Annotated in this window: 18 protein-coding genes; 15 read left to right on the plus strand and 3 right to left on the minus strand. The window is 68.0% G+C overall.

Annotated elements, in window-relative coordinates; genetic code table 11:
• Window positions 1-34 precede the first annotated feature (34 nt).
• The 7 genes from SB816_RS25260 to SB816_RS25290 all read left to right on the plus strand — a co-directional run bounded on the left by SB816_RS25260 (window position 35) and on the right by SB816_RS25290 (window position 8,310).
• Complete coding sequence (locus tag SB816_RS25260; RefSeq protein ID WP_064528746.1) at window positions 35-1,612, plus strand: ABC transporter substrate-binding protein; 1,578 nt, start codon at window positions 35-37, stop codon at window positions 1,610-1,612.
• A gap of 86 nt (window positions 1,613-1,698) precedes the next feature.
• Entirely contained in the window at window positions 1,699-2,691 is a 993-nt protein-coding gene (locus SB816_RS25265; protein ID WP_054434346.1) for an ABC transporter permease, read from the plus strand.
• Window positions 2,681-3,622 (plus strand): ABC transporter permease, encoded by a 942-nt coding sequence (locus SB816_RS25270; RefSeq protein ID WP_049072608.1) that lies wholly within the window; start codon window positions 2,681-2,683, stop codon window positions 3,620-3,622. The genes SB816_RS25265 and SB816_RS25270 overlap by 11 nt, the downstream gene beginning before the upstream one ends.
• 30 nt (window positions 3,623-3,652) lie before the next feature.
• A complete protein-coding gene (locus SB816_RS25275) occupies window positions 3,653-4,846 on the plus strand; it encodes an amidohydrolase family protein (RefSeq protein WP_410547687.1) in 1,194 nt (397 codons plus the stop codon).
• A complete protein-coding gene (locus SB816_RS25280) occupies window positions 4,846-6,333 on the plus strand; it encodes an amidohydrolase family protein (protein WP_410547688.1) in 1,488 nt (495 codons plus the stop codon). The genes SB816_RS25275 and SB816_RS25280 overlap by 1 nt, the downstream gene beginning before the upstream one ends.
• A complete protein-coding gene (locus SB816_RS25285) occupies window positions 6,330-7,337 on the plus strand; it encodes an ABC transporter ATP-binding protein (RefSeq protein WP_269875042.1) in 1,008 nt (335 codons plus the stop codon). The genes SB816_RS25280 and SB816_RS25285 overlap by 4 nt, the downstream gene beginning before the upstream one ends.
• Window positions 7,327-8,310 carry an ABC transporter ATP-binding protein gene (locus tag SB816_RS25290; RefSeq protein ID WP_269875043.1) on the plus strand — a complete coding sequence of 328 codons (984 nt, stop codon included), beginning with the start codon at window positions 7,327-7,329 and terminating at the stop codon, window positions 8,308-8,310. Before SB816_RS25285 ends, SB816_RS25290 begins: the two co-directional genes overlap by 11 nt.
• Window positions 8,311-9,149: 839 nt before the next feature.
• On the opposite strand, the gene SB816_RS25295 is transcribed toward SB816_RS25290, so the two are convergent.
• The 3 genes from SB816_RS25295 to SB816_RS25305 all read right to left on the minus strand — a co-directional run bounded on the left by SB816_RS25295 (window position 9,150) and on the right by SB816_RS25305 (window position 12,048).
• Complete coding sequence (locus tag SB816_RS25295; protein WP_054501276.1) at window positions 9,150-10,427, minus strand: TRAP transporter large permease; 1,278 nt, start codon at window positions 10,425-10,427, stop codon at window positions 9,150-9,152.
• 34 nt (window positions 10,428-10,461) lie between these two features.
• Window positions 10,462-10,962, minus strand: a complete 501-nt coding sequence (locus SB816_RS25300; RefSeq protein WP_269875044.1) for a TRAP transporter small permease — start codon at window positions 10,960-10,962, stop codon at window positions 10,462-10,464.
• Window positions 10,963-11,073: 111 nt separating this feature from the next.
• On the minus strand, window positions 11,074-12,048 hold the full coding sequence (locus SB816_RS25305) for a TRAP transporter substrate-binding protein (RefSeq protein WP_269875045.1): 975 nt from the start codon (window positions 12,046-12,048) through the stop codon (window positions 11,074-11,076).
• A 113-nt stretch (window positions 12,049-12,161) separates the two neighbouring features.
• On the opposite strand from SB816_RS25305, the gene SB816_RS25310 reads away from it, so the two are divergent.
• The 8 genes from SB816_RS25310 (at window position 12,162) to SB816_RS25345 (ending at window position 20,299) form a co-directional block, all read left to right on the plus strand.
• Complete coding sequence (locus SB816_RS25310) at window positions 12,162-14,693, plus strand: ABC transporter permease (RefSeq protein WP_064526569.1); 2,532 nt, start codon at window positions 12,162-12,164, stop codon at window positions 14,691-14,693.
• On the plus strand, window positions 14,693-15,115 hold the full coding sequence (locus SB816_RS25315; RefSeq protein WP_081273551.1) for a group II truncated hemoglobin: 423 nt from the start codon (window positions 14,693-14,695) through the stop codon (window positions 15,113-15,115). The genes SB816_RS25310 and SB816_RS25315 overlap by 1 nt, the downstream gene beginning before the upstream one ends.
• A gap of 55 nt (window positions 15,116-15,170) precedes the next feature.
• A complete protein-coding gene (locus SB816_RS25320; protein WP_372415894.1) occupies window positions 15,171-15,836 on the plus strand; it encodes a 3-deoxy-D-manno-octulosonic acid kinase in 666 nt (221 codons plus the stop codon).
• Window positions 15,837-15,986: 150 nt separating this feature from the next.
• Window positions 15,987-17,090, plus strand: a complete 1,104-nt coding sequence (locus SB816_RS25325; RefSeq protein WP_054501271.1) for a polyamine ABC transporter substrate-binding protein — start codon at window positions 15,987-15,989, stop codon at window positions 17,088-17,090.
• Window positions 17,091-17,095: 5 nt separating this feature from the next.
• A complete protein-coding gene (locus SB816_RS25330) occupies window positions 17,096-18,223 on the plus strand; it encodes an ABC transporter ATP-binding protein (RefSeq protein ID WP_049072627.1) in 1,128 nt (375 codons plus the stop codon).
• A complete protein-coding gene (locus tag SB816_RS25335; protein WP_049072628.1) occupies window positions 18,220-19,140 on the plus strand; it encodes an ABC transporter permease subunit in 921 nt (306 codons plus the stop codon). The genes SB816_RS25330 and SB816_RS25335 overlap by 4 nt, the downstream gene beginning before the upstream one ends.
• Window positions 19,137-19,946, plus strand: a complete 810-nt coding sequence (locus SB816_RS25340; protein ID WP_006384055.1) for an ABC transporter permease subunit — start codon at window positions 19,137-19,139, stop codon at window positions 19,944-19,946. Before SB816_RS25335 ends, SB816_RS25340 begins: the two co-directional genes overlap by 4 nt.
• The gene (locus tag SB816_RS25345) at window positions 19,943-20,299 is read left to right on the plus strand and encodes a Spx/MgsR family RNA polymerase-binding regulatory protein (RefSeq protein ID WP_049072630.1); all 357 of its coding nucleotides are present in this window, start codon (window positions 19,943-19,945) and stop codon (window positions 20,297-20,299) included. Before SB816_RS25340 ends, SB816_RS25345 begins: the two co-directional genes overlap by 4 nt.
• Window positions 20,300-20,342 lie beyond the last annotated feature (43 nt).

Below are 20,342 nucleotides of genomic sequence, written 5' to 3' on the forward strand. Positions count from 1 at the left end.
ATTCCATACCCACCTCCAAGGGAGCATTGCCATCATGAAGACGCTGCTGAAGTGGACCGCCGGGGCCGTGATCGCGCTATCGGCCATCACCGGGGCATCCGCCGCCAACACCCTGAAGTGGGGCGCCGCCCGCGACCTCGACTCGCTCGATCCGTATTCCTACGGCAGCACCTTCAACCTGGCGTTCCTGAACCACGTGTACGAAGCGCTGATCCGCTACGACGACAAGTTCAACATCACGCCGGCGCTGGCCGAGTCGTGGGAGTCGCCGTCGCCGACGGTGCTGCGCTTCCACCTGCGCCGCGGCGTCAAGTTCCACAACGGCGCGCCGTTCTCGGCCGACGACGTGGTGGCGTCCATGACCCGCGTGTCCGACGACGCCTCGCCGCTCAAGGGCAACCTGCCGGCCTTCAAGGCGGCGCGCAAGGTGGATGACTACACGGTCGACATCGAGATGACGCATCCGTATCCGCTGATGCTCAATGACCTGACCAACATCTTCATCTTCAACCGCCAGTGGCTGGTGGACAACAACAGCCTGAAGCCCACCGACGCGGCCAAGAAGATCGAGGGCTACGCCACCCACCACGCCAACGGCACCGGCCCCTTCAAGGTGGAGTCGTACCGGCCCGACACCCGCACCGTGCTGGTGGTGAATCCGGACTGGTGGGACAAGCCGCGCCACAACCTGGACCGCATCGAGTTCACGCCGATCGCCTCGGCGCCGACGCGGGTGGCGGCGCTGCTGTCGGGCGACATCAACTTCACCGAGAACGCGCCGCTGCAGGACCTGGACCGCCTGCGCGCCGCGCCCAACGTCAAGGTGCTGGCCGCGACCGAGCTGCGCACGCTGTATTTCGGCTTCAACCTGGGCGACAAGCTGGTCGGCTCCAACATCACCGACAAGAACCCGCTCAAGGACCTGCGCGTGCGCCAGGCGCTGTACATGGCGCTGTCGCCCGAGCTGCTGCAAAAGCGCGTGATGCGCGGGCTGTCGCGCACCACCGGCGCGCTGGTGGCGCCGTCGATCCCGGGCTATGACGCCCGGCAGGAGGAACGCCTGCCATTCGATGCCGCCCGCGCCAAGAAGCTGCTGGCCGAGGCCGGCTACCCCGACGGCTTCACGTTGTCGCTGCTGTGCTCGAACGACATGTTCGTCAACGAAGAGGAACTGTGCCAGGCCGCCGCCTCGATGTGGGCGCGCATCGGTGTGAAGGCCTCGCTGGCCAGCGGTCCGCGTTCGCTGCAGAACCCCAAGCGCTCGCGCGGCGAGTTCGACATCACCATCCACGGCTGGGCCAACGAGCCGCAGATCGATGCGCTGTCGATCCTGCTGCAGGTGATGCACAGCCGCACCGGCCCGGCCGGGGTCTTCAACTGGGGGCAGTGGGGCGATCCGGCGCTGGACGCGCGCATCGACGCCGCCGCCGCCGAGATGGACCGCCCCAAGCGCGTGCAGATGATGAGCGACATCCTGCAGACTCTGCACGACGACGTGCGCTTCCTGCCGCTGCACCAGCAGCCCATGGCCTGGGCGGTGGGCGCCAACGTCGGCGACGTGCTGCAGATGCCCGACAACAAGGCGCGGCTGTGGACGGTGCGCATGAAGTGATGGGCAAGGCGCCGCGTCCTGCATCGGCCGCGGCGCTCCTGGCTTGGAATGTCGAGATGCCCCCCAGGGGCTGACAGGAGGCGCACATGCTGGCGTTCATAGTTAGGCGGGTCTGCAATGCGGTCGGCGTGATGCTGGCGGTGGCGTTGCTGGCCTTCGTGATTTTCCGTTTCGTCGGCGACCCGGTCGACATGATGCTCAACGAGCAGGCCTCGCAGACGCAGCGCGACGAGCTGCGCGAGCGGCTGGGCCTGAACGCCTCGGTCGGCATGCAGTTCGTGCACTTCGTCGCCAACGCGGCGCGCGGCGAGTTCGGCATTTCCTACCGCAACCAGCAGGATGTGTTCGCGCTGGTGGCCGAGCGCTTCCCGGCGACGTTCGAGCTGGTGATGATGGCGACGCTGCTGTCATTGGTGATCGGGGTGCCGCTGGGCGTGCTGACCGCCATCTACCGCAAGTCGCGCCTGGCGCAGGCGCTGCAGTTCGTCTCGATCCTGGGAATTTCGCTGCCCAGCTTCGTGGTCGGCATCATGCTGATCCTGGTGTTCTCGGTGCAGTTGGGCTGGCTGCCCGGTTTCGGGCGCGGCGACACGGTGCGCATCGGCGGCTGGACCACCGGCCTGCTGACGCCCTCGGGCCGCGCCGCGCTAGTGCTGCCGTCGATCACGCTGGCGCTGTTTCAGATCACGCTGATCATGCGGCTGGTGCGGGCCGAGATGCTGGAGACGCTGCGCACCGAGTTCATCAAATTCGCCCGCGCCCGCGGCCTGCCGGACCGGGTGGTGCATTTCCGGCTGGCGCTGCGCAATTGCCTGATGCCGGTCATCACCGTGACTGGCATGCAGATCGGCAACCTGATCGCCTTCGCGCTCATCACGGAAACCGTGTTCCAGTGGCCCGGCATGGGCCTGCTGTTCATCCAATCGGTCATGTTCGTGGACATTCCCGTCATGGCCGCCTATCTGGTGATCGTGTCCTTCATCTTCGTGGCGCTGAACACGCTGGTGGACATGATGTACGGCGTGGTCGATCCGCGCCTGCGCAGCCAGCACGTCAAGGGAGGCGCCAATGCTCACTAAACCGATGTCGAACGCGGGCCGCGGCCGGTTGGCGCGCTTCTTCCAGGGCGACCTGTGGTGGAGCCTGCGGCAGGATCCGGTGGCGATGGGGGCGGGCGTGGTGCTGATCGCCGTGGTGCTGCTGGCGCTGTTCGCGCCCTGGATCGCGCCGCAGAACCCCTACGACCTGGCGCAGCTCGACCTGCTCAACGCCGAGCTGCCGCCGCGCTGGATCGCGGGCGGCGAGGCCCAGTTCCTGCTGGGCACCGACACCCAGGGGCGCGATGTCTGGTCGGCGATCCTGTATGGCTCGCGCATGTCGTTGGTGATCGGGCTGGCCACGGTGGTGCTGTCGCTGGCGATCGGTCTGCTGGTGGGACTGGCGGCCGGCTATTTCGGCGGCTGGATCGACAATGCGCTGATGCGCCTGGGCGACACGCTGCTGAGCATTCCCACCATCCTGGTGGCGATCCTGGTGACGGCGGTGTTCCGGCAACTGCTGCCGCCGGGCCTGCGCGAGACGCTATCGGCGGTGATCCTGATCCTGGCGATCTCGATGACCAACTGGGTGCAGTACGCCCGCACCGTGCGCGCCTCGGCGCTGGTCGAGCGCGGCAAGGAATACGTGCAGGCGGCGCGGCTGATCCGGGTCAGCCCGCTGCGCATCATGCTGACCCACATCCTGCCGAACACGCTGACGCCAGTGATGGTGACCGCGACCCTGAACCTGGGCCTGGCGATCCTGATCGAGGCCACCCTGAGCTTCCTGGGCGTGGGCATGCCGCCGACCGAGCCGTCGCTGGGTACCCTGATCCGGCTGGGCAACCAGTTCCTGTTCTCGGGGCAGTGGTGGGTGGTGGTGTTTCCCGCGCTGTACCTGAGCCTGGTGGTGCTGGTGGTGAACCTGCTGGGCGACTGGCTGCGCGATGCCCTCAATCCCCGCCTGCGCTGAGCGCGGCAAGAACACGGAGACAAGAGAACCATGGACAACGCAACCCTGTATACCCATGTCCGCCCGGCGGGTGGCGAAGCCACCTCGGTGCTGGTGCGCGACGGCCGCTTCGCGGCCATGGACGGCGCGGTGCCGGACAGCGTGCCGCGCGTCGATGGCGGCGGCGCACTGCTGCTGCCCGGCCTGATCGACGCCCACGCGCACCTGGACAAGACCCTGTACGGCATGCCCTGGTACCGCAACGAGGTGGGCCCGCGCCTGATCGACAAGATCGAGAACGAGCGCGCCGAGAAGCGCCGCCTGGGCATCGATCCCTATCGCCAGTCGGCGCGGCAACTGGTGATGTCGGTGGCCGACGGCACCAGTCACGTCCGCAGCCACGTCGACGTGGATACCGACATTGGCGTGGCGGCGATCGAGGGCGTGATGCGCGCCCGCGACCAGTACCGCGACCAGATCGACGTGCAGATCGTGGCCTTTCCGCAGAGCGGGCTGCTGATCCGCCCGGGCACGCTGGAACTGATGGAGCAGGCCCTGCGGATGGGGGCGGACGTGGTAGGCGGGCTGGATCCGGCCGGCATGGACCGCGACCCCAAGGGCCATCTGGACGCGATCTTCGCGCTGGCCGACAAGCACGGCAAGCCGATCGACATCCACCTGCACGAAGCCGGCGAACTCGGCGCGTTCTCGATGCAGATGACCATCGACCGGGTGCTGGCGCTGGGCATGCAGGGCAAGGTGACGCTGTCGCATTCGTTCTGCCTGGGCATGCCCGACGCGCAGGCGGTACAGGGGCTGGTGGACGGGCTGGTGGAGGCGGGCGTGCACATCATGACGACCGGCTCGGCCTCGCGTCCGGTGCCCAATGTGGCGCGGCTGCACGCGGCCGGGGTCACCGTCTGTACCGGCAACGACGGCATGCGCGACACCTGGGGCCCCTACGGCAAGCCGGACATGCTGGAACGCACCATGCTGGTGGGCCTGCGCAACAACTTCCGCCGCGACGACGAACTGGCGCTGGCGCTGCATGTGGCGACCTATGGCAATGCGCGCGTCATGGACCTGGCGGACTACGGCCTGGCGCCGGGCTGCCACGCCGACTTCGTGCTGGTGGACGCCGAGACGGTGGCCGAGGCGATCGTCTCGCGCCCGGTGCGCAAGCTGGTCGTTAAGCGCGGCCGGGTGGTGGCGCGCGATGGCCGCGCGCTGGTGGAGGCGCCGTGATGGCCGCTCGCGACGACGCCACGCTGCTGACCGCGCGCTGGGTGGTCGGCCACGAAAACGGCCGCCACTGCCTCTACGAGAACGGCGAGGTGGTGTTCCAGGGCGACCGCATCGTCTATGTCGGCCCGCGCTATCCGGGCCCGGTGGCGCGGCGCCACGACTATGGCCGCGCCCTGATCGGCCCGGGCTTCGTCGACCTGGATGCGCTGTCGGACCTGGACACGACCATCCTGGGTTTCGACAACTCGCCGGCCTGGCGCAAGGGCCGCATCTGGCCTGACACGTATATGCAGCGCGGCCCGTACGAGATGTATACGCCGGACGAGCTGGCGTTCCAGAAGCGCTATGCCTTCGCCCAGTTGATCCGCAACGGCATCACCACCGCGCTGCCGATCGCCTCGCTGTTCTACCGCGTGTGGGGCGAGACCCGCGAGGAATTCCTGTCGGCGGCTCGCACCGCCGGCGAACTGGGGCTGCGCGTCTACCTGGGGCCGGCCTATCGCAGCGGCCACACCTATGTGGACGGGGAAGGACGCATCTGCTGCCATTACGATGCGGCGCGCGGCATGGCCGGACTGGAACAGGCGGTGGCGTTTGCCGACGAGGTCGAGGGCCTGTACGACGGCCGCGTGCGCGCCATGCTGTCGCCGGACCGCATCGAGACCTGCACGCCCGAGCTGCTGCGCGCCTCGGCCGCCGCGGCGCGTGAACGCGCCATCCCGATCCGCCTGCATTGCTGCCAGTCGCGCCTGGAATACGACCTGGTGCTGGCGCAGCACGGCATGAGCCCGCCTGAATGGCTGCGCAGCCTGGGCTTCCTGTCCGAGCGCGCGCTGCTGCCGCACGGCACCTACGTGTCCGGCTCGCGCCAGATCGAACGGCCGGGGCAGGACCTGGAGATCATCCGCGACGGCGGCGCCACGGTGGTGCATTGTCCGCTGGTATCGGCGCGCCATGGCGCCACGCTGGAATCGTTCGCCCGCTACCGCAAGCTGGGCGTGAAGATCGGCATGGGCACCGACACCTGGCCGCCGGACATGGTGCTGAACATGCAGGTCGGCATGATGCTGTGCCGGGTGATGGACCAGTCCACCGAGGCGGTGCGCTCGGAAGACTATTACGACGCCGCCACGGTGGGCGGGGCCGACGCGCTGGGCCGTGCCGACCTGGGGCGGCTGGCGCCGGGCGCCAAGGCTGACATCGTGGTGTTCGATTTTTCCCACGACCGCAACGGCCAGTTGATCGATCCGATCCAGACGCTGATGGTCGGCGGCAGCGGCCGCGACGTGTCGCAGGTGGTGATCGACGGCCGCTTCGTCATGGTCAATGGCCGCATTCCCGGCTTCGATGCCCGGCTGGCGCAGGACCAGGCGCAAGCGCAGTTCGACCGGCTGGTGGCACGCTACCCCGACCGCACCTGGGGCCATCCGCCGGTCGACGAGATCTTTTCCTCCAGCTACCCGAGATTTCCGAGGAGCCCGTCATGACGACCGTTCCGAATCCCGCCGCGCCCACCCTGTCGGTGCGCGGCCTGTCGGTGGAGTTTCCTTCCCGCCACGGCCTCCTGGTGGCCACGCGCGATATCAGTTTCGACATCCAGCCGGGCGAGATCCTGGGCATGGTGGGCGAGTCCGGCGCCGGCAAGTCGCTGACCGGCATGGCCGTGATCGGCCTGCTGGAACCGCCGGGCCGCCTGGGCGGCGGCGAGATTCACCTGGCTGGCCGCCGCATCGACAACCTGCCGGCCCGCGCGCGTCAGCAACTGCGTGGCAAGGAGATCGGCGCGATCTTCCAGGATCCGCTGACCAGCCTGCACCCGCTGTTCACCGTAGGGGACCAACTGATCGAGACCATCCGCCACCACGACAAGGTGTCGGCCGCCGCGGCCCGCCAGCGCGCGCTCGAACTGCTGCTGGCGGTCGGCATTCCGGCGGCGGACCGTCGCATCGACCACTATCCGCACCAGTTCTCCGGCGGCATGCGTCAGCGGGTGGTGATCGCGCTGGCGCTGGCGGCGCGGCCGCGGCTGATCATCGCCGACGAGCCGACCACCGCGCTGGACGTGTCGGTGCAGGCGCAGATCACCGCGCTGCTGCGCCGGCTGTGCCGCGAGCAGGGCACCTCGGTGCTGCTGGTCACGCACGACATGGGCGTGATCGCCGAGACGGCCGACCGGGTGGCGGTGATGTACGCGGGCCGCATCGTCGAGATCGGCCCGGTGCTGGAGGTGCTGCGGCGTCCCGGCCATCCGTATACGCAGGGCCTGATGAACGCGATTCCCGGCCTGCGCCAGCGCGCCGCGCGCCTGAACCAGATCGACGGCGCCATGCCGCGCCTGCACGCGATGCCGGACGGCTGCGCGTTCCATCCCCGCTGCGCCATGGCCGGTCCGCGCTGCGGCATGGACCGCCCGGCGCTGGCGTCCACTCCGTCGGGCGCGACCCTCAGCGCCTGTTGGCTGCACCAAGGAGGCGTTGCCCATGCCGCATGACGATGACATCCTGTTGCGGGCCGATGACCTGGCCTGCTGGTTCGACGTTTCGCCGCCCTGGCTCGAACGCACCTTGTCGCGCCAGCCGCCGCAGACGCTCAAGGCGGTGGACGGCGTGTCGCTGGCGGTGCCGCGCGGCACCACGCTGAGCATTGTCGGCGAGTCCGGCTGCGGCAAGTCGACGCTGGCCAAGCTGCTGGTGGGCCTGGTGGCGCCGACCCGCGGCACGCTGCGCTATGGCCGCAGCCGCACGGGCGGCGCGCTGCATCCGCAGATGATCTTCCAGGACCCGTACGCCAGCCTGAATCCGCGCTGGCGGGTGGGCGCGATCGTGGCCGAGCCTATCGTCACGCTGGGCCTGCGCGCCACGCCGGCGGACACGCGGCGCCGGGTGGAGGAGCTGCTGACTCTGGTGGGCTTGTCGCCGAACGACGCGTCGCGCTATCCGCACGAGTTCTCGGGCGGCCAGCGCCAACGCATTTCGATCGCGCGGGCGCTGGCGACGCAGGCCGAATTCCTGGTGTGCGACGAGCCGACCTCGGCGCTGGATGTGTCGGTGCAGGCGCAGATCCTGAACCTGATGGGCGATCTGCAGAAGGAGTTCGGCCTGACGTATGTGTTCATCAGCCACAATCTGTCGGTGGTGCGCCACGTGTCGGACCGGGTGGCGGTGATGTACCTGGGCCGGATCGTGGAGCAGGCTCCGGCGGACGAGTTGTTCGATGCGCCGGAACATCCGTACACAAGAATGCTGCTGGATACGATTCCAGATCTGGACTCCCCCAGGCGCGACCGCGAGCCGATGGGCGGCGAGGTGCCGAATCCGATTCAGCCGCCGAGCGGGTGCACGTTTCATCCGAGGTGCCCGAACGCGAGGGCGGTGTGTCGGGAGAGGGCGCCTGAGGTAGCGGTTGTTGGCGGGCGTGAGGTGCGGTGTCATGCCGTGGAGTGGGCGATGTTGCGGGCGGCTTGATGGCTTTCCTGGTGGGGGTTTGGTGCGGGAACGGGGTTCGTAGGTCGCCCCTCGGTCGGGCGGACCCGATGGCGGGCGCCCCACGATTGCGGTCCGGAGCGTTCGCTCCGGACTGCCCCATCCTCATCCTCGTCCTCGCCTTCGGCGACTCCTTCGGATTCCGTCGGGCGCATCGAGGTTGCCCGCCATCGGGTCCGCCCGACCGAGGGGCTGCGAGCGTCTTGGCTTGTTGCGTTGTTAGACCTGTGTGCAGGGTATGAAATCTACAGGGCTGCCCATCGCGGCCGCGCGGGCGGCCACGCTGGGCGTCTGTGCATCTGAAAGTAGGGCGGGGGCGCTGTGCGCGGGTGGCGAGCGGTTTTCTGGTGGTTCCGCACGTCAGGGGGAGGGGCGGTGGTGGTCGGCGCGATGTGCACCGTATTGCTTGTGAGGAGCTTCGCGCGCCGACCACAAACAGTCTTGGTGCCTACGATCTCTCAATAGCACTCGATTTCGCCATTCCCACACGCGATAGCGTCATCATCCCGACGCAAGACCCCGCGTAAGCCCCAAAAGGCCGCCCGCGCGGCCGGCCTGGGGCGGGCCCCGCAAATCTCTCTCCCCACACCTCGATGTAGCAGCGCCCCATGTCTGGATGCCGGTAGCCTGTTGCGGCGGGGTGGGCCGGGTGGGGCGCCGTCGATGCGCCCGACGGAATCCGAAGGCAGTCGCCGCAGGCGACTACGAGGATGAGGATGGGGCAGTCCGGAGCGAACGCTCCGGACCGCAATCGTTGGCGCCCCACCCGGCCCACCCCGCCGCAACAGGCGGCCTACGAAGCCCCCCCGCAATCAAAAAACCTACTTCGAATAAACCAAATCCCGTAGTCCCAACGACAACCCCGGCCAATAAGTAATCACCATCAGACAAACAATCACCACCCCCACGAACGGAATCAACGGCTTGATCAACCGCTCCAACGGCAGCTTCGCCACCGCGCAGGCCGCGAACAGATTCACCCCGAACGGCGGCGTGATCATGCCCAGGGCCAGGTTGACCACCATGATGATGCCGAAGTGCACCGGGTCCACGCCGAACTTCAGCGCCACCGGCAGCAGCAGCGGGGCCAGCACCACGATCGAGGCCGAGGTCTCGATGAACATGCCGATCACGAACAGCGCCAGGTTCACGCCCATCAGGAACGAGAACTGGGTGTCGAACAATTGCGCCAGCCACACGCCCAACGCATCGGGGATGCCGGCGCGGTTCAGCAGGAAGCTGAACACGCCGGCGTTGGCGATCACGAACATGATCACGGCGGTGGACACGACCGACTTGTGCAGCGTGTCCGACAACTGCCTGAAGCTCAGGCGGCGGTAGATGAACTTGCCCACCACCACCGCGTACATCACCGCCACCACCGAGGCCTCGGTCGGGGTGAAGACGCCGCCGTAGATGCCGCCCAGGATGATGACCGGCATCATCAGCGCCAGCCAGGCGCGCTTGAAGGCCGGCCACAGCGGCAGGCGGCCTTCGCCGTCGCGCTTGCCCAGGTTGTTGCGCTTGGCGTAGAGCCAGACGTAGAACATCAGCGCCACGCCGATCAGGATGCCGGGCATGACGCCGGCGATGAACAGCTCGCCGGTGGAGGTGTCGGTGGACACCGCGAACAGGATCATCGGGATCGACGGCGGGATGATCACGCCCAGCTCGGCCGCGCTGGCCTGCAATGACGCGGCGAAGGGGGCGGGGTAGCCGTGGCGGATCATGGCCGGGATCAGGATGGCGCCGACCGCGAAGGTGGTGGCGACGCTGGAGCCGGCCACGGCGGCGAAGATCATGCAGGTCAGCACGCAGGTGCAGGCCAGGCCGCCCTGGATGCCGCCGACCACGCTCTTGGCGAACTCCACCATGCGTTCGGAGATGCCGCCGGCTTCCATCAGGTTGCCGGCCAGGATGAAGAACGGGATCGCGACCAGCGGGTACTTGTCCAGCGCGGCATAGAGCTGCTGGGCCACCACCAGCCAGGGCAGGTTGGCGGCGCCGACCCCCGCCAGGCTGGCCAGCCCGATCGACACGGCGACCGGCACGGACAGCCCGAAGAAAATCAGCATCGAGACAATCATTAATTGGGACATGGCGATATCGGCTGCTTGGATTCGGGACGGGGGCTCAACCCTGCGCGTCGTTGCGCACGGGCGTGTTGTCTTCCTCGCCGGCGCACCAGCGCGCCAGCACGGCGATGGCGGCGAGCGTCGCGCCCACCGGGATCGCCAGGTAGATCCAGGAGATCGAGACGTCCAGGCTGGGCACGTTCTGGAAACGCACGCGGTAGGTCATCTGGCCGCCGATCCAGGCGATGAAGCCGAGAAAGCCGGCGCAGACCAGGCCGATGACGGCTTCCAGGATGCGGCGGCGCATGCCGCCCAGCAGGTTGCGCAGCAGTTCGACGCTGATCATGGCGCCGTGGCGGAAGGCCAGGGCCACGCCCAGCAGCACCGTCCAGATCAGCAGGGCGCGGGTCAGCACCTCGCTCCAGTCGGCGGGCGAATGCAGCACGAAGCGGGCGATGACCTGGTAGAAGGCGGCGGCCGCGGCGGCCACCAGCAGGAGTTGGGCGATGACCGACACCAGCTTGAACAGGATGCGGTCGAAGGCGCAGAGCAGACGCATGGGGGTTTCCAGGACGGATGGCGGAGTGCGCGGAGGGCGGAGCGGCAGGCGCCGCCGGGGACGAAATTCGCTTTCGTCATCCCGGCGCCTCGCGCCGTGCCGGCCTTGCGCTTACTTGGTGTCGCGGATCGACTCGATCAGCTTCTTGTCGAACTTCTTGTAGTACTCGGGGTAGGCCGGCTCGACGGCGGCCGCGAAGGCGGCGCGGTCGACTTCCGTGACCTGCATGCCTTCCTTCTTGAGCTGCTCGACGCCGGTCTTCTCGATGTTGTCGACGTAGGCGCGCATGGCCTGGGCCGATTCTTTGCCGGCTTTGTCGAACTTGGCCTTGTCCTCGGCCGACAGTCCGTCATAGACGTTGGACGACATCAGCACCAGCGCCGGGCCGTAGACGTGGCCGGTCAGCGCCAGGTACTTCTGCATCTGCGACAGCTTGGCCGAGGTGATGACCGACAGCGGGTTTTCCTGGCCGTCGATCGTGCCCTGCTGCAGGGCGGTGGCCACTTCCGGCCAGGCCATCGGGGTCGGCAGGATGCCGATCTGGCGGAAGGCGGTGATGTGGATCGGGTTTTCCGTGGTGCGGATCTTCAGGCCCTTGGCGTCGGCCGGCGTCTTGACCGGACGCACGTTGTTGGTCAGATGGCGAAAGCCCTGTTCGCCCCAGGCCAGCGCGATGATGCCGCGGCTGGGGAACTTTGCCAGCATATCCTGTCCGATCTTGCTGTCGAGCACGTTGCGCGCATGTGGCAGGTCGCGCAGCAGGAAGGGGATGTCGAAGACGCCGGTCTCGGGCACGAAGTTCAGGGTGGCGCCGGTCGAGACGATGGCCAGGTCGATGGTGCCGATCTGCAGGCCCTCGATCACTTCGCGTTCGCCGCCCAGCGCGCTGTTGGCGAATTGCTGTACCTTGTACTTGCCGTTGCTGGACGCCTCGATCGACTTGGCCAGGGCGTCGGCGCCGGCGCCATAGTGCGACGACGTCGACAGGGCATAGGCCATCTTCAGGGGAGTCTGGGCCGAGGCGGCCAGGGGCGCGGCGACCGCGCAGGCGGCCAGGATCGTGGCCGCGAGCCAGGAATTACGCATTGTCTTCTCCAGGGATTCGGTATTTTTTTGCAGTGGGTATGCGGCGCCGCAAGGCGCTTCGCGCATGATAGCGGGATTCGGCCCCCATTCCGGCCGTTGGTTAACATTGGCAGATGATGGATTTCCCTGATGTCTCACGGGCCAGGCGCCCCGGCTTTTGGACCACCCTGGCGCTGGGCGCCCGCATGATGATGCGCGACGCCCGCGCCGGCGAGCTGCGGCTGCTGGTGCTGGCCCTGGTGGTGGCGGTGGCCGCCGTCACCAGCGTCGGCTTCCTGGCCGACCGCGTCAGCCGGGCGCTGGAGCGCGACGCCGGGCAGATGCTGGGCGCCGACCTGGTGCTGGACGCGGACGAACCGGTGCCGGCGGCCTTCCTCGATCAGGCCCGCGAGCGGGGCCTGTCCGTCTCCAATACCTGGCAGTTCCCGTCCATGGTCAGCGCCGGCGACGGCGCCCAGTTGGCGGCCCTGAAGGCGGTCGAGCCGGGCTATCCGCTGCGCGGCGCCCTGCGGGTGACCGACGCGCCGTTCAATCCAGACGGTCCCACCCGCGACATTCCGCCCGAGGGCGCGGTCTGGGTGGACGGCCAACTGCTGTCGCTGCTGGGCCTGAAGGTCGGCGACACCCTCAACGTGGGCGACGCCCACCTGCGCATCGACCGGGTCATCACCTATGAGCCGGACCGCGGCATGCAGTTCGTCAACGTCGCGCCGCGGGTGATGCTGCGCGCCAGCGACCTGCCGGCCACCGGGCTGATCGCGCCCGGCAGCCGCATCGGCTACGCCCTGCTGGTGGCGGGCCAGCCGGACGCGGTGGCCGGCTACTCCGCCTGGCTGGGCCAGAACCTCAAGCGCGGCCAGAAGGTCGCCACGCTGGAATCGGGCCGGCCCGAGGTGCGCCGCACCCTCGACCGGGCGCAGCGCTTCCTGTCGCTGGTGGCGCTGCTGGCGGTGCTGATCTCGGCCGTGGCGGTGGCGTTGGCGGCGGGCCGTTACATGACGCGCCACCGCGACGGCATCGCCGTGATGCGCTGCCTGGGGGCGGTGCAGTCGCAGGTCTCGCGCATGCTGACCCTGGAATTCGCGCTGGTCGGCCTGTTCGCGTCGGCGGCGGGCTGCCTGCTGGGCTATGCGGTGCACCAGGTGCTGGTGATGGTGCTGGGTTCGCTCATCGACACGACCTTGCCGGCGCCCTCGGCCGTTCCGGCCCTGCAGGGCCTGCTGACCGGCCTCCTGCTGTTGCTGGGCTTCGCCCTGCCGGCCCTGGCGCAGTTGCGCCACGTGCCGCCGGCGCGGGTGCTGCGGCGCGACGCCGACGTCATCAGCGCGCGCAGCGCGCTCGGCTACGGCGTCGGCGCGGTCGGCTTCGCGCTGCTGATCTGGTGGTTCGCCGGCGACGCCAGGCTGGGCGGCGTGGTGGCGGGCGGGTTCCTGGGGGCGTTCGCGCTGTTCGCGCTGGTGGCCTGGCTCTGCATCCTGGGCCTGGCGCGCCTGCGCGGCCTGGCCGCCGGCCTGCCGGCGCTGCGGTTCGCGCTGGCCGGCGTGGTGCGCCGGCGCGCCGCCACCATCACCCAGGTGTGCGCGCTGGCGGTGGGCCTGATGGCCCTGCTGCTGCTGGCCATGACCCGCACCGACCTGATCCAGGGCTGGCAGCGCACGCTGCCGCCGGACGCGCCCAACCGCTTCCTCATCAATGTGCAGCCCGACCAGCGCCAGGCCGTGACCGACGCGCTGACCCGCGAGGGGCTGGGCCGGATCGTGCTGTCGCCGATGGTGCGCGGCCGCCTGATCGCCGTCAACGGCAAGCCGGTGGGACCGGACGATTACGAGGAACCGCGCGCCAAGCGCCTGGTGGACCGCGAATTCAACCTGTCCTACGGCGAGCAGATGCCGTCGTCCAACCGCATCGAGCAGGGCCGCTGGCTCAAGCCGGGCTCGGCCGAGGTGTCGCTGGAGTCGGGCCTGGCCAAGACCCTGGGCATCAAGCTGGGCGACAAGATGACCTTCGACGTGGCCGGCCAGCAGTTCGAGGTGGCCGTCTCCAGCACCCGGCGGGTGGATTGGGATACGATGCGCGTCAATTTTTTCGCCATCCTGACGCCTGAAACCCTGGCCGACATGCCGCAAAGCTGGATCACGTCCTTCTACCTGCCGCCGGAAAAGGCCCAGGTGCTGCCCGCGCTGGTGCGGCAGTTCCCGAACCTGACGGTGTTCGACGTGGGCGCCATCCTGCAACAGTTGCAGTCGGTGCTCAACGAGGTCGGCCGCGCGGTGCAGCTACTGTTCCTGTTCACCCTGGCAGCCGGCGTGCTGGTGCTGTCGGCCGCGCTGACCGCCACCCGCGACGAACGCATGCGCGAGGCCGCGGTGCTGCGCGCGCTGGGTGCCACCCGGCGCCAGTTGGCGCGTTCGCAGCGCATCGAGCTGTGGGCGGTGGGCGGCCTGGCCGGCCTGCTGGCGGCCGCCGGCGCCAGCGCGATCGCTTGGGTTTTATCAACCCAGGTGTTCGATTTCACGATTACCCTCAGCCTCTGGCCCTGGCTGGTGGGGATCGGCGCGGGTATGCTCGGCGCCTGGGCCGGTGGCGCGCTGGCGCTGCGCGGCGTGCTGCGCACCCCGCCGCTGGTCACCCTGAGAGAAACCTGATGACGTCTTCCGTCCAAACCCCTACCGAACCCGTGGAAACCTCCCGCAGCATTTTCGATCTCCTGGGCGGCGAACCCGGCGTGCGCGCCCTGGTCGACCGCTTCTACGACCTGATGGACATGGAGCCGGACCTGAAGGAACTGCGCGCCGCCCACGGCCCCAGCCTGGACGAGGCCCGCGACAAGCTGTTCTGGTTCCTGTGCGGCTATTTCGGCGGCCCCGACCACTATATAGAGCGCTTCGGCCATCCGCGCCTGCGGGCGCGGCACCTGCCGTTCTCGATCGGCGAGATCGAGCGCGACCAATGGGTGGCCTGCATGGGCCGCGCCATGGAGGACGAGGGCATCGACCCCGCCCTGGTCGAGCGCCTGCTGCAATCGTTCTTCGGCGTGGCCGACTGGATGCGCAACCGTGAAGGCTGAGCGGGATCCTTCCGGCGCCCGGCGCCACCGCTGGCCGGCGCCGCTGGCCGGCGCCATGCTGGCCGATCCGCGCCTGGGCGAATCCGGCCCGGAACTGTTCAACCCGGCCCACTATGGCGAGCGCGCCCGGCCGGTGGACGCCGGCGGCCGCCAGGCGGCCTGGTTCGTGCAGGGGCAGGGCTGGCAGGGCGTGCTGCGGCGCTACCGGCGCGGCGGCCTGATCGCCCGGCTCAGCCGCGACACCTACCTGTGGGCGGGCGAGGCGCGCACCCGCAGCTTCCGTGAATTCCGCCTGCTGGCCGCCATGCGTGCCCAGGGGCTGCCGGTGCCGGCGCCGCTGGCCGCGGCCTACTGGCGTCAGGGGCCGACCTACCGCGCCGCCATCGTGGTCGAGCGCATCCCGGGCGTGCGGCCGCTGGCCCAGGCGCTGGCCGAACCCCTGTGGCAGCCGGTGGCTGAGGCCATCGTGCGCATGCACCGGGCTGGCGTCTGGCACGCCGACCTGAACGCCTTCAACATCCTGATCGGCTCGGACGGCCGGGTCTGGCTGATCGATTTCGACCGCGGCACCCAGGGCGGGCTGTCCGACCGCCAGCGCCAGGGCAACCTGGAACGCCTGCGCCGCTCCCTGGTCAAGGTGGCCGGGGAGGACGGCGAGCGTTTCTGGCTCAAACTGCGCGATAGCTACTGGACCGCCTGGGGGGTTGGCGTACAGCCTTGAGGCAGGCAGCGCCGCGGCCCTGATCCGGGCCCAATTGCGCCAAATTACGCTAAATCTCCCGGTAAAGTTGGGCAGGCCAGCGCTAAAAGGCTTTATGATTCCGCCTTTTGGTACTCCTGTAACTTACGGCATATCGCTGGGGGGCTGGTAATGAAACTACGGGCGGGAATGCGCTGGGCGCTGGGGACGATGCTGGTCGCGGCAGCCACGTCGGCGGCGATGGCGCAGAACAAGGTCGTCAACGTCTACAACTGGGCCGAGTACACGGCCCCGGACACGATCTCGGGTTTCGAGAAGGAAACCGGCATCAAGGTCCGTTACGACGTCTACGACAGCAACGACACGCTGCAGGCCAAGCTGCTGGCCGGCAAATCGGGTTACGACGTCGTTGTCCCGTCCACGCATTACGCCTCGCGCCAGATCGAGGCCGGCCTGTTCCAGAAGCTGGACAAGTCCAAGATCCCCAACTGGAAGTACCTGGATCCCGACGTCATGGCGCTGGTCGCCTCGGTCGATCCCGGCAACGAATACGCCATTCCGTGGGGCTACGGCACCAATGGCCTGGGCTACAACGTCACCAAGGTCAAGCAGATCATGGGCGAGAACGTCGACCTGGCCAACTGGGACATGATCTTCAAGCCCGAGAACGCCGCCAAGCTCAAGGAATGCGGCATCTCGATGCTGGACGAGGCCGCGCAGGTGTTCCCGGCCGTGCTCAAGTACCTGGGCAAGGACCCCAACAGCGCCAACCCGGACGACTACAAGGCCGCGCTGGACGTGCTCAAGCAGATCCGTCCGTACATCCGCCAGTTCAGCTCGTCGGGCTACATCGACGAGCTGGCCGTGGGCGACCTGTGCATGGTCTACGGCTTCTCGGGCGACGTCATGATCGCCCGCAAGCGCGCCCAGGAGGCCAAGAAGCCGTATGAAGTGAACTACTTCATTCCCAAGGGCGGCGCCCCGGCCTGGTTCGACCTGATGGTCATTCCGAAGGACGCGCCGCATCCGGAAGAGGCCCTGGCGTTCATCAACTACATCGAGACGCCGCAGGTGCACGCCGCCATCACCAACACCATGTTCTACCCCAACGCCAACAAAGAGGCGCGCAAGTACGTGGTCAAGGACGTGGCCGACAACCCCATGATCTACCCGTCGCCCGAGGTCTCCAAGTCGCTGTATGTCATCAAGGCCCAGCCCTTGAACATCCAGCGCCTGCAGACGCGCATGTGGGCCGAGCTGAAGTCGGGGCGCTGAGCATCATGAGCGATAGCCGTTACTCGGCGCAGCATGCGGCCGATCCGGACGAGTTCGTCCGCGTCGCCGACGTGGTCAAGATCTTCGGCGACGTGGTCGCCGTCCGTTCCGTCAATCTCTCGGTCAAGCGCAACGAGATCTTCGCGCTGCTGGGCAGTTCCGGCAGCGGCAAGTCGACGCTGCTGCGCATGCTGGCCGGTTTCGAGGAAGCCACCTCGGGCCAGATCCTGCTCGATGGCGAGGACATCACCAGCGTGCCGCCGTACCGGCGGCCGGTCAACATGATGTTCCAGTCGTACGCGCTGTTCCCGCACATGACGGTCGAGGCCAACGTGGCCTTCGGCCTGAAGCAGGAAGGCGTGGACCGCGCCGAGATCCACGACCGCGTGTTCGAGGCGCTCGACCTGGTGCAGATGGCCGGCTATTCGCGCCGCAAGCCCAATCAGTTGTCCGGCGGCCAGCAGCAGCGCGTGGCGCTGGCGCGCAGCCTGGTCAAGCGGCCCAAGCTGCTGCTGCTGGACGAGCCGATGTCGGCGCTGGACAAGCAGATCCGCCAGAAGACCCAGATCGAGCTGGTCAAGATCCTGGAGCAGGTCGGCGTGACCTGCATCATGGTGACCCACGACCAGGAAGAGGCCATGACCATGGCGCATCGCCTGGCGGTCATGACCGAAGGCCAGATCGTCCAGTGCGGCACGCCGCAGGATGTCTACGCCTTTCCCAACTCGCGCTTCGTCGCCAGCTTCATTGGCTCGACCAACATGTTCACCGGCACCATCGTGGTCGATGAACCCGACCACGTCGCCATCGAAAGTCCCGAGCTGAGCCGCCCGCTGTACGTCAGCCACGGGGTCAGCGAGCCGCTGGGCATGGACGTGCACGTCTCCATCCGCCCCGAGCGCATGGTGGTGTCGCGCGAACAGCCGACGGGCGACTACAACTGGGCCCACGGCATGGTCAGCCACATGGCCTGGATGGGCAGCTACGCGCTCTACCAGATCCGCCTGGACTCCGGCGCCATGGTCGAGGCCAGCGTACCCAGCCTGCAACTGGCCCAACTGGACGCCCCGGGCATCGACGAAGACATCTTCGTCAGTTGGGACGCCGACAGCGCGACGGTGCTGGCGTCATGAGCCGCTTCTCGCCCCGCGACTGGCTGCCCTCGGGCCGGGCGCTGGCGGTGGTGCCGCCGTTCGCCTGGCTGGTGCTGTTCCTGCTGGTGCCGTTCCTGCTGGTGTTCAAGATCAGCTTCGCCGAGCTCAAGTTCGGCATTCCGCCGTACACCTCGCTGGCCGAATTCAAGGACGAGGCGGTGCAGTTCAGCCTGCACCTGCGCGGCTACATCCTGCTGTTCACCGACAGCCTGTATTTCGCCACCTACCTCAGCTCGGTCAAGATCGCCGCCATCACCACGCTGGCCTGTGTGCTGATCGGTTATCCCATGGCGTACTACATCGCGCGCTCGTCGCCGCGCGTGCGCAACCTGCTGCTGCTGGGCGTGATCCTGCCGTTCTGGACCTCGCTGCTGTTGCGCGTGTACGCCTGGGTCGGCATCCTGCGCAACGACGGCCTCTTGAACAACTTCCTGCAATGGCTCGGCATCATCTCCAGCCCGCTGGAGATCTACCGCACCGACCTGGCCGTGTACATCGGCATGGTCTATGCGTACCTGCCGTTCTTCATCCTGCCGCTGTACGCCACGCTGGTGAAGATGGACCTGCGCCTGCTGGAAGCCGCCTACGACCTGGGCGCCAAGCCGTGGCAGGCGTTCTGGCAGATCACCGTGCCGCTGTCGCGCCAGGGGGTCATCGCCGGCGCCATGCTGGTGTTCATCCCGGCGGTCGGCGAATACGTCATCCCCGAAATGCTGGGCGGCGCCAACACGCTGATGATGGGCCGCGTCATGTGGAACGAGTTCTTCAACAATACCGACTGGCCGATGGCCTCGGCGGTGACCTGCGTGATGGTGCTGTTGTTGCTGGTGCCGCTGGCGCTGTTCCAGTACAACCAGGTCAAGCAGCAGGAACTGGCCAGCGGGGGGCGCAAATGAACGGTCCCAACAAGACCCTGCGCGCCGTGGTGCTGGGGCTGGGCTACTTCTTCCTGTACGTGCCCATCATCAGCCTGATGGTGTTCTCGTTCAATGAGTCGCCCGCCGTCACTTCCTGGACCGGTTTCTCGTTCCGCTGGTACCACTCGCTGTTCAACGACGACGCGCTGTTGCGCGCGGCCTGGCTGTCGTTCCGCATCGCGGCCATGACCGCCACCGCGGCCGTCATCATCGGCACCTGGGCCGGCTACGTGCTGGGACGCATGGGCCGTTTCCGCGGCTTCGCGCTGTACGTGGGCATGCTGAGCGCGCCGCTGGTGATCCCCGAAGTGGTGCTGGGCATCTCCCTGCTGCTGATGTTCGTGGAGTTGCGCGGCCACCTGGGCTGGCCGGCCGAGAACGGCATCTTCACCATCTGGGTCGGCCACGTGACGCTGTGCATGGCCTTCGTGGCGGTGGTGATCCAGACCCGCATCCGCGACCTCGACCGTTCGCTCGAAGAGGCCGCGCTGGACCTGGGCGCCACGCCGATCACGGTGTTCTTCAAGATCACGCTGCCGCTGATCGCGCCGGCGCTGGCCTCGGCCTGGCTGCTATCCTTCACGCTGTCGCTGGACGACGTGGTGCTGGCGTCGTTCCTGTCCGGCCCCAGCTCCAGCACGCTGCCGATGGAAGTCTTCTCGCGCGTGCGGCTGGGCCTGAAACCCGAGATCAATGCGTTGGCGACGCTGTTCATCCTGGCGGTGGGCACCTGCGTCATCCTGGCCAACCGCATGCAATGGCGCAAGGAGTCCGAACCCAAATGAAGCAAACCACCCTGTATGGCCTGACCAAGTGCAGCACCTGCGTCAAGGCGCGCGAGTGGCTGACCGCGCACGGCGTCGACCACCAGTTCATCGACTATCGCGATCATCCGGTGCCGGCGGCCACCCTGAAGGAATGGGCCGGCCAGCTCGGCGGCTGGGAAAAGCTGGTCAACCGCGCCTCGATGACCTGGCGCAACCTGCCCGACGAGCGCAAGACCGCCAGCACCGACGCGCAGTGGACCAAGCTGATCGCCGAGTTCCCGGCGCTGGTGCGCCGCCCGGTGGCGGTGACGCCCGATGGCGAGGTCGGCGTCGGTTTCAGCGAAAAGCGCTACGGCGAACGCTTCGCCTGATCCCGTGGCGGCCAGGGCCGGCAAGGCATCGCGCGGCGCCGGC

Source organism: Achromobacter sp. SIMBA_011, from assembly GCF_046535435.1.
GTDB classification, from domain to species: Bacteria; Pseudomonadota; Gammaproteobacteria; order Burkholderiales; family Burkholderiaceae_B; genus Achromobacter; species Achromobacter dolens.

What these genes read in the sequence shown, in the direction of transcription:
- SB816_RS25260 (WP_064528746.1), top strand. Translation starts at nt 35, where the DNA reads ATGAAGACGCTGCTGAAGTGGACCGCCGGGGCCGTGATCGCGCTATCG.
- SB816_RS25265 (WP_054434346.1), top strand. Translation starts at nt 1,699, where the DNA reads ATGCTGGCGTTCATAGTTAGGCGGGTCTGCAATGCGGTCGGCGTGATG.
- SB816_RS25270 (WP_049072608.1), top strand. Translation starts at nt 2,681, where the DNA reads ATGCTCACTAAACCGATGTCGAACGCGGGCCGCGGCCGGTTGGCGCGC.
- SB816_RS25275 (WP_410547687.1), top strand. Translation starts at nt 3,653, where the DNA reads ATGGACAACGCAACCCTGTATACCCATGTCCGCCCGGCGGGTGGCGAA.
- SB816_RS25280 (WP_410547688.1), top strand. Translation starts at nt 4,846, where the DNA reads ATGGCCGCTCGCGACGACGCCACGCTGCTGACCGCGCGCTGGGTGGTC.
- SB816_RS25285 (WP_269875042.1), top strand. Translation starts at nt 6,330, where the DNA reads ATGACGACCGTTCCGAATCCCGCCGCGCCCACCCTGTCGGTGCGCGGC.
- SB816_RS25290 (WP_269875043.1), top strand. Translation starts at nt 7,327, where the DNA reads ATGCCGCATGACGATGACATCCTGTTGCGGGCCGATGACCTGGCCTGC.
- SB816_RS25295 (WP_054501276.1), bottom strand. Translation starts at nt 10,427, where the DNA reads ATGTCCCAATTAATGATTGTCTCGATGCTGATTTTCTTCGGGCTGTCC.
- SB816_RS25300 (WP_269875044.1), bottom strand. Translation starts at nt 10,962, where the DNA reads ATGCGTCTGCTCTGCGCCTTCGACCGCATCCTGTTCAAGCTGGTGTCG.
- SB816_RS25305 (WP_269875045.1), bottom strand. Translation starts at nt 12,048, where the DNA reads ATGCGTAATTCCTGGCTCGCGGCCACGATCCTGGCCGCCTGCGCGGTC.
- SB816_RS25310 (WP_064526569.1), top strand. Translation starts at nt 12,162, where the DNA reads ATGATGGATTTCCCTGATGTCTCACGGGCCAGGCGCCCCGGCTTTTGG.
- SB816_RS25315 (WP_081273551.1), top strand. Translation starts at nt 14,693, where the DNA reads ATGACGTCTTCCGTCCAAACCCCTACCGAACCCGTGGAAACCTCCCGC.
- SB816_RS25320 (WP_372415894.1), top strand. Translation starts at nt 15,171, where the DNA reads ATGCTGGCCGATCCGCGCCTGGGCGAATCCGGCCCGGAACTGTTCAAC.
- SB816_RS25325 (WP_054501271.1), top strand. Translation starts at nt 15,987, where the DNA reads ATGAAACTACGGGCGGGAATGCGCTGGGCGCTGGGGACGATGCTGGTC.
- SB816_RS25330 (WP_049072627.1), top strand. Translation starts at nt 17,096, where the DNA reads ATGAGCGATAGCCGTTACTCGGCGCAGCATGCGGCCGATCCGGACGAG.
- SB816_RS25335 (WP_049072628.1), top strand. Translation starts at nt 18,220, where the DNA reads ATGAGCCGCTTCTCGCCCCGCGACTGGCTGCCCTCGGGCCGGGCGCTG.
- SB816_RS25340 (WP_006384055.1), top strand. Translation starts at nt 19,137, where the DNA reads ATGAACGGTCCCAACAAGACCCTGCGCGCCGTGGTGCTGGGGCTGGGC.
- SB816_RS25345 (WP_049072630.1), top strand. Translation starts at nt 19,943, where the DNA reads ATGAAGCAAACCACCCTGTATGGCCTGACCAAGTGCAGCACCTGCGTC.